The sequence below is a fragment of the Streptomyces sp. NPDC045287 genome, from assembly GCF_056432325.1.
The window spans coordinates 322,281-334,629 of the sequence record NZ_JBWKJG010000005.1; the positions used below are offsets into that span (position 1 = coordinate 322,281).

The window sequence follows — 12,349 nt, forward strand, 5'->3', positions numbered from 1 at the left end:
CGGCCTCGGCGTCCGGCGCGTTTCCGCCCGTTCGCCCGTCCGCTCGTCCCTCCGCCCGCTCCCCGGCAGCGGTCCGCATGTGGTCACACCCCCAACTGAAGTCCGTCGGCGGCCTCCTCGACCATGCCGAGGCCCAGCCTGCTCACGCGCGCCGCGAACGGCTGCCCCGCGACGCTGAGCCCGGAGAGCCGGACCGCCCCCAAGGGGGCGCAGCGTACCGGGTGCAGCGCGACCGTGCGGGCCGGGGCGTCGGGGCGGATGCCCACGAGAGCGGTGAGGACGTGGACGGCGGCGGCCGCGGCCACGGCGGCGGGGCGGCACGCCGAGGGGTGCGGCACCGGAACGCCGTCCTCGGTCCGCTGCACCCCCGCGTACATCTCGGGCAGCCGGTACGCGAAGGCGTCCGCGGCGTCCAGCAGACCGCGCAGCAACCCGGACGCTTCCTTCTCCCGCCCGATGGCGGCGAGCCCCGACACGGCGACGGCCGTCTCGTGGACGCGGACCGCCCCGGCCCGGTGCCCGAACGGATTGTGCCCGAGCTCCTTGGCGCCGAGGCTGCGCAGGCCCCAGCCGGTGTCCAGCGCCGGGCTGCCGAGCAGTCTGGCCACCTGCTCGGCCCGCACCTCATCGAGCAGCCCGTCGGCGTGGCGGCCGGCTCCGAGCAGACCGGTGTCGAGCAGGTGTGCCATGGCACCGCCCAGGTGCGGCAGGCGTCGGCCGTCCGCGGTGAGGGCGGCCGCGGGCCGGCCGCCCGCGGGGTCGTCCAGCCAGAAGTCCTGCCGGAACCGGCGCCGCATGGCCCGCGCCCGGTCGCGCCACTCGTCGGCGCCGGGCCGGTCGCACGCCTCCAGGAGCTCGGCACCGAGCAGGGCGGCCCGGTGGCCGTGGGCCTGCGTCTCGGCGCGCCGGACGGGGCCGTCGGGGCCGGGCTCGGCCACCAGCCCCTCGTCGTCCACGGCGGTGCGCAGCCAGTCAAGGCAGCGCTCGGCGGTGGGCAGCAGCGCCGCGAGGTCCTGCTCGGGAAGCCCCCAGAGGCGGGCCTCGGCGAGTACGGCCGGAAAGGCGAGGGTGGCCTCCACACCGGTGCAGGCGGGCGGCAGGTGGGGGCCCGCGTCGCGGAGCGGCCCGGGGACGTGCCCGGCCGCTCCGGGTCCGGCCTCCAGCGAGCGGGCGACACCGCGCAAGGTGTCGGCGGCGAGCCGGGTCCCGAGGGGGAGGAGCATACGGGCGGCCCAGAGGGCCTCGGCCGGTGCGGGACCCGTCCGCCACGGCACGCCCGCCGCCAGGTGGAGGTCGGACGGGTGTGCGGGGTCGCGGACGAGCAGGCCGCGCAGGTCGTCGAGGGCGGTCTTGAGGAACTTTCCGACCCGCGGGTCGTCGGCTTCGGCGCGGGCGTCCGGGAGGTGCGGGCCACCGGCGCGGCCCGCCGGCCTGAGGGGGCGTCCCCCGCGGACGGACAGGGCGATGGTGCGGGCGGCGCCGGGGGCGACGTCCAGCTCCCAGCGCAGGAGTCCGGCCGACGCGAGGGCGTCCTGGGGCGGGGGGTCGGCCGTGACGGCGGCCCGGGTGCCGTCGGGTGCCGTCCAGTGGAGTCCCGAGCCGTGGACGGTGGCCGGGAGCTCGGGCCCGGGCCGGCCGGAGACGACGGCGCCGAGCGCGGCGAGGTCCGTGCCGAGGGACAGCTCCACGGGGAGGCGGAGCGGGTGGGCCGTCGTGTTGCGCAGCGTGATCCGTTCGGAGCCGTCGGCGTCCCGTGAGCGTTCGACGGCGACACCCGGGTCGGGGCCGGGGTCGGCCGGGGTGCGGACGACGGCGACGAACCGGGCCCGGCCGGCCGAGGCGAGCCGGCCCTGGACCGTGAGCGGGTCGTGGCCGAAGACCCGTAGCCGGCAGCGGGAGAGCAGACGGCGCCCGGACTGGTAGACGCCTTCCAGGCCCTGCCCGGTGAGCTGGCCGTGTCCGGCCGAGACGGCCAGTCCGGGGAGGGCGACGCAGACGAGGGCGTGGTGCACGGGCGGCAGTTCGCCGGGGCGTCCGCCGGGCGGGGGGACGTGGCCGGCGGCGGAGGGGTGCCGAGTCCGCTCCCGGGGGGCCCGGCCGGGTGCGGACGCGGCCTGGTGGGAGGCCGGGGTGGGGACGGTGGGGTCCATGGGTCGTCTGCTGAGCCTTCTGTGCGCTCCGGACAGCCGCTGGAGGTACGGCGGCACGGGTCGGGCGACTCCGCCACCCTCGTGAACGGCCGTACCGGGGCGGGGGTCACGGCTGTCATCGGGCGCTCCCCCGATCGCTCCCGTCCGCTTCCGCGGCGCCGGACGGGCCGCCCTCACGCGTGCCGCACGGCTCCCGGAGGCCGGTGCGCCGGTCCGCGCGCGTCCCGGTGCCGGGGCCGGCCGCATCGGCGGGGCGGACGGGGCCGGGGCCCGTGGCCGGGGCGCCCTGAGCGGTGCCCCGGGGCCTGCCGACCCGGGCGCGCAGCCGGCGCCGTACCCCGCGCGCTCCCGTTCCCCGCCCGGCCGGCCGCGTACCGGACCCGCGCCGGGCCTCGGCCTTCGTACGGGCGTCGCGCTCGCCGCGCAGGCACTCGCGGAGCGTCTCCGGGTCCAGTTGCTCGTTGCACGCCTGGTGCAGCAGCCGGGCGAAGACGTACTCGGGGTCGGCTTCGAGCGCCAGGCCCAACGCGACACGGGCGGCGGGCTCGTCGGCGGTCGACCAGGAGACCCATCCGGCGAGGGTGAGGGGCGCGGCGGCGTGTTCGCCGTAGACGCCGACGCAGCGGCGGGCCAGGGCGCGCCAGAGGCGGAGCGCGTGGTCCGCCTCGGAACCTTCCATCCACTCGGCGGCGCGGTCCCGGGTGCGGCGGTCCTGCAGGCCGACGATCAGTTCGGCGGCCTCCTCGTGGGTGATCAGCGCGTCGTCCCTGGTGTCCGAGGTGTCCTGGTCGGCGAGGGGCGGATGCTCGGCGAGCCGGTCGACGAGCCGCCGCGCCAGCCGGATCGTGTCGTCCCGTACGTCCTTGCGCGCCTCGGTGTCGAGGATGCGGCGGACGAGTGCGGCGCTGGCGGTGTCCAGTGCGCGCTCCTGCTCGGCCACGGTGGCGCGGGCCGTGCGGGGCCTGAGCCTGGCCTCCATGTCGCGCAGCGAGCCGCGGACGTGGATGCCGGCGTAGGCGGCGGCCGCCGCCATGACCGAGGTGCCGGGCGGGGCGAGGGCGGTGCCGTCGGGCGGGCAGCAGTCGCTGTCGGGGCAGCAGTACGACCAGAACCTGCCGTCGGAGAGGCACAGCGCCTCGTACACGGGGACGTCGAGGGCTCCGCACGCCGTGCGCAGCTTCTGGGCGAAGGGCCGCAGCCGCTCCATCACCCTTCTGCCGCTCTCGCCCTCGGCGGGGTCCTGGCAGAGGAAGACGACGACGCCGTCCGGGCGGGCGCCGCGTCGCTCGCACCCCTCGACGAGGCACTCGGCGAGCTGCTCGGCGACGGGCGCCCATTCGCGGGGCGAGCTCGGGATGCCCAGCCTGAGCCGCCCGCCGAAGCGGCCGCGCTCGCCGTGCAGGGCGAGCAGAACCACGGAGTCGGTCGGATGGAAGCCGAGTGTGTAGGGAAGCGCGTCGGCCAGTTCGGCGGGGCCGCGCAGGGTGATCCGGGGTTCGTCGGTGAACCCCGTGGTGCTGACGGGCAGCGCGCCGCCGGACGCGGAGGCGCTCTGGGGACCGGTGGGGTCGTTGTGTGCGTTCATGGCTCGACGGTCCCGCCCTCCCACCGATCCGTCGACCCCTGTGGATAACCGTTGTCCACAGGTGCGGCGGCCCGTTCGCCCGTTGTCGGTGCCCTGTTGTTCCCTGTGGGGTATGAAGCACACGAACGACCGGGACCCGCGGCCCGCGGCGGTGTTCCTGGCCGAGGACCCGGAGCCTCCACGGCTGGTGGCCTACCCCCTCGGGGCGACGGCGTGTCCCCCGGTCCGCGCACCGGGCGTACGTGGCCGCCCTCCCCGACAGGTGGCTGGTCATGGCACCCCACCGCCACGTCGTCGTCGCGCACGCGCCCGAGGACCCGGCAAGCCGGAGCGCGTGGCGGGCGGTACCCGTCCTGGACGCGGGCTCGGGGCACGAACCGGGGGCCGTGATCCGCTCGCCCCGTAGCGTCTCCGATCGTCCCGTGACATCGCCGGACGGTCCTGAGCGTCGTCGGCCGTCCCCGAGCGCGACGGCGCGCGCCCGTCCGGCCCGTTCCGCGCCCCTGCTGAGCCGAGCACGGAACGTCCCCGCGGCGGGGCCCACGGGAGGGCCGTACGAGACCGCCGCCGGGACGGCGAGCGGTCGCACGCGGGGGCGGAGGGGTTCAGCCCGTCGTGGCGAGGACCAGCGGGAGGACCTGGTCGCTGCCCGCCCGGCGGAGGAGGCGGGCGGCGACCGCGAGGGTCCAGCCGGAGTCGGTGTGGTCGTCGACGAGCAGGACGGGGCCGGGAGTGCGGGCCAGGGCGGCGGCCAGGTCCTCGGGGACGGCGAAGGCGCCGGACAGCGCCCTGAGGCGCTGGGCGGAGTTGCTGCGGCGTGCCGCGTGCGCGCCGTCCGGCCCGGTGTACGCCAGGGCGCCCAGGTAGGGGAGGCGGCCGACCTCCGCGATGCCCCGGGCGAGGGTACCGACCAGCTGCGGGCGGGTCAGGGACGGTACGGCGACGACTCCGACCGGCCGGGCGGAGGCGTCCGGGACGTTCGGCGCCCAGCCGCCCGGGGAGCGGGCCCAGTCGGCGAGGACCGCCACCGCGGCCCGCAGGACGTCGTCGGGGACCGACCCGTCGGGCGCGTTCTCGGCCAGCAGCGGGCGCAGCCGGTTGCCCCAGCCGATGTCCGAGAGCCGTCCCAGGGCGCGCCCGGTGGAGCACTGCTCCTTGGCCGGGATGCGCCCCTTGAGGTCGACGCCCAGCGCGGGCATCCCCGTCGGCCACATGCGGCGCGGCTCGACCTCCACCCCCGGGCGGTCCAGCTCCTTCACCGCGCCCGTCAACGTCTCCGCCGAGACGGAGGGGTCGGCCCAGGCACCCGCGCAGTTGTCGCAGCGGCCGCACGGGGCCGCCTCCTCGTCGTCCAGCTGCCGGCGCAGGAACTCCATCCGGCACCGGTCCGTGCTCACGTAGTCGCGCATGGCCTGCTGCTCGGCGGCCCGCTGCCGAGCGACCCGGGCGTACCGCTCGGAGTCGTAGACCCACGGTTCGCCGGTGGAGATCCAGCCGCCCTTCACCCGCTTGACCGCGCCGTCCACGTCGAGCACCTTGAGCATGGTCTCCAGGCGGGTGCGCCGGAGGTCGACCGCCGCTTCCAGGGCCGGTACGGACAGCGGCCGTCCCGCGTCGGCGAGGGCGGCGAGGGTCTGGCGGACCTGCGCCTCGGGAGGGAAGGCGGTGTCGGCGAAGTAACGCCAGATGGCCTCGTCCTCCTTGCCCGGCAGCAGCAGCACGTCGGCGTGGGCCACCCCGCGCCCCGCACGTCCCACCTGCTGGTAGTAGGCGATCGGCGAGGACGGCGAGCCGAGGTGCACCACGAAGCCCAGGTCCGGCTTGTCGAAGCCCATCCCGAGCGCCGAGGTCGCCACCAGCGCCTTGACCCGGTTCTCCAGCAGGTCGGCCTCGGCCTGCAGCCGGTCGGCGTTCTCCGTGCGTCCCGTGTAGGAGGCCACCGCGAAGCCGCGCTGCCGCAGGAAGGCGGTCCCCTCCTCGGCGGCGGCGACCGTGAGGGCGTAGACGATCCCGGAGCCCGGCAGCTCGTCCAGGTGCTCGGCGAGCCAGGCCAGGCGGTGCGCGGCGTCCGGCAGCCGCACCACGCCCAGCCGCAGGCTCTCCCTCTCCAGCGGGCCGCGCAGCACCAGGGCCTCGCCGGCGCCGGTGCCCAACTGCTCGGCCACGTCGGCTGTGACCCGCGCGTTGGCGGTCGCGGTGGTGGCCAGCACCGGCACGCCGGGCGCCAGCTCGGCGAGCATCGCCCGCAGCCGGCGGTAGTCGGGGCGGAAGTCGTGGCCCCAGTCGGAGATGCAGTGCGCCTCGTCGACCACCAGCAGGCCGGTCGTGGCCGCGAGCTTGGGCAGCATCTGCTCGCGGAAGTCCACGGAGTTGAGGCGCTCCGGACTGACGAGGAGGACGTCGGTCTCGCCGCGCTCGACCTCCTCGTGGATCGTGTCCCACTCCTCCGGGTTGGCCGAGTTGATGGTGCGCGCCCGGATACCGGCCCGCGCCGCCGACTCGACCTGGTTGCGCATCAGCGCCAGCAGCGGCGAGACGATCACCGTCGGGCCGGAGCCGCGCCGGCGCAGCAGGGCGGTGGCGACGAAGTACACCGCCGACTTGCCCCACCCGGTGCGCTGCACCACCAGCGCGCGCCGGCGCTCCTCCACCAGGGCCGCCACCGCCTGCCACTGGTCCTCCCGCAACCGCGCCGAACCCCCCGGATCACCGACGAGCTCGGCGAGGATGGCGTCGGCTTCGGTGCGGAGCTCCAGGTTGTCCATGCCCCCATGCAACCCGATGGCGAGGACGAACGGCCACTTCACCCGGTGTGACGGTCGGATCGCGGAAGGGCGCCCTGGCCTCACGCCGATCGCGACCAGGGCGGAGTGCCCGGCCGCGATCACTCGCGATCATGGCGTCCGCGCAGGTCAGGGTCTGTTTCTGCGGGGAGTGCGTACGCCTTTCCCGTCGTGCGGCCCGAGCGGCCGGGCGACCGGGGCGTCCACGGCCGGGGGCCGCCCGCGCCGGAGCCTCCGGTCGGGCGGCGGCACGTCCGGGCCGGGGCGGCGGGCGGGGTCCTCGATGCGGAGGGGCGGAACGGGCCGACGCAGGGTCTGGGGGGCTGGGGGTGGAACCTCTCGGGTCGGCGGCGCGCGGCGTGCCCCTGGTGCGCGCGGGGCGTCGGCGGTTCCGCCCGGACCCGCCGGTCGGCTGCCGCCGGGGGCCCCGCGGCTGCTCCGGTCGACGGCTCCTCCGGCAGCGGCCGGACACCGGCCGTGGCCGGCGCGGTCGCCCCGCCCGGCGGGAACGGCGGAGGTGTTTCCGCTGGTCCTCGCGGTCACGGGCCGACCCGTGACGGTGGGAAGGAGCGTCACGGCCGGGAATTGTGGGTCATAACATCCCATACCCGGCAGGCGCCGCAATTGCTCGTTGCCGCCCACCCGTGCGGCCAGCGAGAATTGGGATCCGCCCCTGCACGGTCCGTTCGCAGTCCGGGAGGGCCGTGCCGCGGCGGGCCCTCACCCGACCCCTGCCCGCTCTGTGGGCGCGTATGCGAAGGGAGGACCGTGACCTTCGGATTCGCTCCGTCCGCAGCCAGTTCGCTGACCTCGCCGGCCGGTTCCGCCAGCCGTCTCGCCCGTATGCTCGAGCCCGCCGAGTGGGCGGCGGCCGGGATTCCCTTGCTGCGCAACCCCCGTGACGTCGTCACGGGACTGCACGCCCGTCACCGGCCGCGGCCGGGGAGCGCCGTGGTCGCCGTCCTCGACCACGAGGAACGGCTCATCGCCAGCGCTTCGTTCACGCCGGGGCCGCTGCCGGCGGACGGGTGGGACTTCCGCAACGCGCTGCTCGCGCACCTGCGCCGGGTGATCCCGCACGATCTGCGGCGCCGCACCCCGGTGCGTACGGCCGTCCTGCTCTACTGCCGGGAGGGCGACGCGCGCTGGACGGAGGAGGACGGGGCGTGGATGTGGGGCCTGCGGGACGCCTGCACGCTCCACGGGCTCCGCTGCGGCGCGTACATCACCCTGACCGGCGACGGCTGGCAGGTGCTGGGCGAGGGCCGCGGAGGCCGGAGCCCGCACGCGGCATCACCGCCGACCGACCTGTCGGACGCCGGCGCGGACGAGGGGCCGTCCGCGCCGCGCAGGGCGAGCGGTGCCGCCGAGGCCCTGCGCCGGACGGCGGCACGCTAGCCTCCCGCACCGACCCGGACGGGGCTCACCGGGTCCGCCAGGGGCTCACCGGGCCGGACGGCGGTGCCGTCCGGCCGTGGAGTGAGCCTCCGTCAGAGGGCGGTGCCGAGCACGGTGTTGATCCGCTTCGGATCGCCGCAGACGATGAGCAGCGCACCGGCGCGGTTCATCGCGGCGGGCAGGGCCCGGGCGGTGGCGGCGTCGTCGCCGCCGTTGACCGCGACGACCACCACGGGCCGGGCCGAAGCGCGGTCCACGGCGGAGGCGTCGGCGAAGAACACGTCGTCACCGGCGTCGTGCTGGGCCCAGTAGGAGGCCTCGCCGAACGACAGCTCGTGCGCCGCCCACGGGTGCTTCTCACCGGTGGTGAGCACCAGGATGTCGCCGGGGGCGCGGCCGTTCTCCAGCAGGAGGTCGACCGCCTCCTCGGCGGCGTCGAGGGCACCGGCCGGCGGAGCCGGGATCAGCTGGACCTGAGGTTCGTTCCGGGACCCCCCGGAACGATTCTCCGGCCGGCGGGCCGGCTGTCCGCCCGCGGTGTGCGGGCGCGGCACCGGCGGCGTGGGCCTGACCGGTCCGGCACCCGGACGACCGGGGCGGGGTGAGGCCGCGGTACGCGGGCCGGGTACGGGTCTGGGGGTCGGCGCGGGGCGGCCTGCGGCCGGCGTGGCGCGGGGACCCTGGGCACTCTCGTGAATCTGAGGCTCCTCGGGGGTGAGAGGCATAATCGGATGTTTATCAAACGCCGGTGCGAGTGGCATCGGCGGGTGGCTGGTATGCGCGGTCCGGCGGTACGGCCGCGCACCTGGTGACCGGTCAGAAGTCGAAGCCGAGCTGGCCCCCGCCTTCCAGTTCGGTCGTCTCCGCGGGCACACGGACCTTCCTCAAGTGCCGCCACCGGGGCAGCGCATCCAGGTACGCCCAGGTCATGCGGTGGTGCGGGGTGGGACCCAGCTCGGCGAGCGCGGCCCTGTGCACCGGCGAGGGGTAACCCGCGTTGGCCGCGAACGCGAACGGCGCATACGTGTCGTCCTGCGACTCCAGTTCGGCCATCATCGCGTCCCGTCGCACCTTGGCGATCACCGACGCCGCCGCCACGGCGACACAGGACCGGTCGCCCTTGATCACCGTACGGACCTGCCAGGGGTCTCCCAGGTAGTCGTGCTTGCCGTCGAGGATGACCGCGTCGGGACGCACCGGGAGCGCGTCCAGCGCGCGTACGGCGGCCAGCCGCAGCGCCGCCGTCATCCCGTGCTCGTCGATCTCCTCGGGCGAGGCGTGTCCCAGGGCGTGGGCCGTGACCCACCGTTCCAACTCCGCGGCCAACTCGGCCCGGCGCCTGGGGGTGATGAGCTTGGAGTCGGTGAGTCCGGCCGGGGGCCGGCGCAGTCCGGTGACGGCGGCACAGACCGTGACGGGCCCCGCCCACGCACCGCGGCCGACTTCGTCGACTCCGGCGATGACCTTGGCGCCGGTTGTCGCTCGGATCGAGCGCTCGACGGTGTGTGTGGGTGGTTCGTACGGCATGGCGCCTGACAGGTTACGCCGCCCGTCCCCTCCCGCGACACCCGGAGGGGCATCCGGTGCCCTCCTCCTCCCGGGGACGGCCCGGCGGACCGGGGCGGTGGAGGGCGCGGCGGTGGCGGGACGGCGGCGGGGCGGGGCTCGCCGCCGTCTTCCCGGCACCGCCACGGGCGCGCCGGGGAAGCCGCCGGGCGGCCGTCTGACCTGGGCGGGAACGGGTGGGGCGGGCGGTGCGCGCGGGCGCGGGGCGGGGCGTCAGTAGCCGGGACCGGTCGGCACCCAGTCGGGGAGGTCCTCGGTGCGGGCCAGCCAGTCGGCGGGCGGCGCACCGGCCGATGTGGCGGCGACCACACCGCCGACGATGGCACACGTCGTGTCGACGTCACCACCGGCCTGCGCGGTCGTCCAGAAGGCCCGCTCGTAGTCGTCGAGGGAGCGGGCCGCGGACCACAGGGCGAACGGCACGGTGTCGTGGGCGCTGGTCCGCCGGCCGCAGCCGAGGACGGCGGCGACCGTCTGCGTGTCGTCGTAGTCGAGCATGTCGCGGGCGCGCCGCAGTCCGGCGCCGACGGCGCTGCGCGGCACCAGGGCGACGACGGCGTCGAGGAAGTCGGTGGCCTTGGGCGGTCCCTGCGGCGCCGCGGCGAGTGCGGCGGCCGCCGCGACCGCCATGCAGCCGACGACCGCCTCCCGGTGCTGGTGCGTGGTGTAGGAGGAGATCTCCGCCTGGTGGGTGGCCTGTTCGGGGTCGTCGGCGTACCAGGCCCCGAGGGGTGCGATCCGCATGGCCGCGCCGTTGCCCCACGAGCCCTGGCCCTGGAAGAGGTCCGCGGCGAGTTCGCGCCAGTCGCCGCCCTCCCTGACCAGCCGGAGCATGCGGTTGACGGCGGGACCGTAGCCCCGGTCGAAGTCGTGGTGCACTGCGAAGGACCGGGCGAGCGCGTCCTGGTCGATACGGCCGTGTCCGGCGAGGACGGCCAGGACGGAGCAGGCCATCTCCGTGTCGTCGGTCCACTGCCAGGGGTCGGGCGGCAGCTCGCACCGCTTCAGCAGGGGGTAGTGGGCGGGGACGAAGAACTGGGAGCCCAGGGCGTCCCCCACGGCCAGTCCGCGGAGGCTGGCGAGAGCGCGTTCGAAGCGCCGGTCGGGAGAGAAGTCAGCGGTCATCGCCCGGCCACTCTATCCGGTGGTGCCTCTCCGCTCCGGGCTCAGCGGACGAGGCGTCCGGCCTCCAGCCGCCGGGTGCGGCCGGTGAAGCGGCGGCGGAGCAGCCGGTCGTGGGAGACGACGACGAGGGCGCCGGTCCAGCGGTCGAGGGCCTCCTCCACCTCCTCCACCAGGTCGGGCGCGAGGTGGTTGGCGGGTTCGTCGAGGAGCAGCAGATCGGCGGGGCGGGCGAGGAGCCGGGCGAGGGCGAGGCGGCGGCGCTGTCCGGCGGAGAGGGAGCCCACGGGCGTGTCGAGGTCCCGGGGGCGGAACAGTCCGTACGACAGGAGGAGCCCCTCCTTCTCGTCCTCGGTGCCCGCCAGGCCGCGGCCGAACGCGGTGCGCAGCCGCTCCGCCGGGCGGCTGACGGGTATCTCCTGGGCGAGGAACCCGATGGCGCCGCGCCGGGTGACGGAGCCGCTGTCCGGGGTGAGCAGTCCGGCCATGACGCGGAGCAGGGTGGTCTTCCCGGCGCCGTTGTCGCCGTGGACCAGCAGCTTCTCCCCCGCCGCGACGGTGAGGCGGTCGACGGCGAGCCGGTCTCCCACGCGTACGTCCACGAGGGTCACCAGGTCGCCGTCGACCGTGCCGGTGAGGGGCCGGGCGGTGAAGGCGAGGGGCCGCGGGGGCGGTGGCACGGGGTCCTCGTGGAGGCGGCGCAGCCGTTCGCGCGCGGCGCGGACGCGTCCGGAGACCGACGCCTGGACGCGTCCGGCCGCGCGGTCGTAGGCCATCTTGTTGTTGTCCCTGATCGCGCGGCCGGCGGCGACGCCGTGGGCGGTGGTGGCGGCGTACGCCTCCAGCCGGGCGGTCTCGTCGCGCCAGTCGGCGTACGCCTGCTCCCAGCGGCGGCGGGCGGCGGCGCGCTCCTCCCGGTAGCCGGCGTAGCCGTTGCCGTGGCGCACGACGGTGCGGCGGTCGGCGTCCACGTCGAGCACGGTGGTGGCGACGCGCTCCAGGAAGGTCCGGTCGTGGGACACGGCGACGACCGTGCCGCGGTGCGCGAGGAGGGCGTCCTCCAGCCAGGAGAGGGCCTTCTCGTCCAGGTGGTTGGTGGGCTCGTCGAGCAGCATCACCTCGGGCGCGGCGGCGATCAGGCAGGCGAGGCCCAGGCGGGCCTGCTCGCCGCCGGAGAGGCTGCCGAGGAGCCGGTCCCGGCCGACACCGGCCAGGCCGACGCCGTGCAGGGCCTTGTCGATCCGGGCGTCCGCCTCGTACCCGCCGCGCAGTTCGTACGCGGTGAGCAGCTCGCCGTACGCGGTGAGGGCGGTGTCGTCCGCGTCGCCGAGGGCCGCTTCGAGGTCGCGGAGGCGGGACTCCATGGCCCGCAGTTCGCGCAGGGCCGCGTCGACGGCCTCCCCGACCGTGCGGTCCGGCGGGAGCCGGGGGGTCTGGGTGAGCAGGCCGGCGCCGCCCTCGGCGACGGTGATCACCTCGCCGTCGTCGGGGGCCTCCGCACCGGCCAGGAGGTGCAGCAGCGTGGACTTGCCCGCGCCGTTCTCCCCGACGATGCCGACCCGCTCGCCGGGGCGCACGGTGAGGGAGACGTCGTCGAGCAGCAGTCGCTCGCCGCGGGACCTGGTCACGTGGTGAAGGGAGATCTGCGTGGGCAAAGGCCACCTCCATGACCGGCGGACGGAGGACGAGCAGGGATTAACACAACTCTTGTCGCGTTACCGAGAGTGTGACACACTCATCCTGTC

The 12,349-nt window shown here is 76.2% G+C and carries 8 protein-coding genes; 1 reads left to right on the forward strand and 7 read right to left on the reverse strand.

The window, feature by feature from the left end:
* Positions 1-83 precede the first annotated feature (83 nt).
* From AC07D6_RS11715 to AC07D6_RS11725, 3 genes are all read right to left on the reverse strand, one after another.
* On the reverse strand, positions 84-2,150 hold the full coding sequence (locus AC07D6_RS11715; protein ID WP_479043511.1) for a glycogen debranching N-terminal domain-containing protein: 2,067 nt from the start codon (positions 2,148-2,150) through the stop codon (positions 84-86).
* A 115-nt stretch (positions 2,151-2,265) separates the two neighbouring features.
* Positions 2,266-3,735, reverse strand: a complete 1,470-nt coding sequence (locus AC07D6_RS11720) for a DUF4192 domain-containing protein (protein ID WP_479043513.1) — start codon at positions 3,733-3,735, stop codon at positions 2,266-2,268.
* A gap of 605 nt (positions 3,736-4,340) precedes the next feature.
* Positions 4,341-6,500, reverse strand: coding sequence for a RecQ family ATP-dependent DNA helicase (locus AC07D6_RS11725; protein WP_479043566.1), 2,160 nt, complete (start codon positions 6,498-6,500; stop codon positions 4,341-4,343).
* 786 nt (positions 6,501-7,286) lie between these two features.
* Between AC07D6_RS11725 and AC07D6_RS11730 the strand changes: the two genes are divergently transcribed.
* Entirely contained in the window at positions 7,287-7,916 is a 630-nt protein-coding gene (locus AC07D6_RS11730; protein ID WP_315878849.1) for a hypothetical protein, read from the forward strand.
* Between the two features lie 92 nt (positions 7,917-8,008).
* On the opposite strand, the gene AC07D6_RS11735 is transcribed toward AC07D6_RS11730, so the two are convergent.
* The 4 genes from AC07D6_RS11735 to AC07D6_RS11750 all read right to left on the reverse strand — a co-directional run bounded on the left by AC07D6_RS11735 (position 8,009) and on the right by AC07D6_RS11750 (position 12,259).
* Positions 8,009-8,641, reverse strand: coding sequence for a hypothetical protein (locus AC07D6_RS11735; protein WP_315878850.1), 633 nt, complete (start codon positions 8,639-8,641; stop codon positions 8,009-8,011).
* Positions 8,642-8,732: 91 nt separating this feature from the next.
* Positions 8,733-9,443, reverse strand: a complete 711-nt coding sequence (locus tag AC07D6_RS11740; RefSeq protein WP_315878851.1) for a ribonuclease HII — start codon at positions 9,441-9,443, stop codon at positions 8,733-8,735.
* 252 nt (positions 9,444-9,695) lie between these two features.
* Entirely contained in the window at positions 9,696-10,607 is a 912-nt protein-coding gene (locus AC07D6_RS11745) for an ADP-ribosylglycohydrolase family protein (RefSeq protein WP_479043514.1), read from the reverse strand.
* Positions 10,608-10,648: 41 nt separating this feature from the next.
* The gene (locus AC07D6_RS11750) at positions 10,649-12,259 is read right to left on the reverse strand and encodes an ABC-F family ATP-binding cassette domain-containing protein (RefSeq protein WP_479043515.1); all 1,611 of its coding nucleotides are present in this window, start codon (positions 12,257-12,259) and stop codon (positions 10,649-10,651) included.
* Positions 12,260-12,349 lie beyond the last annotated feature (90 nt).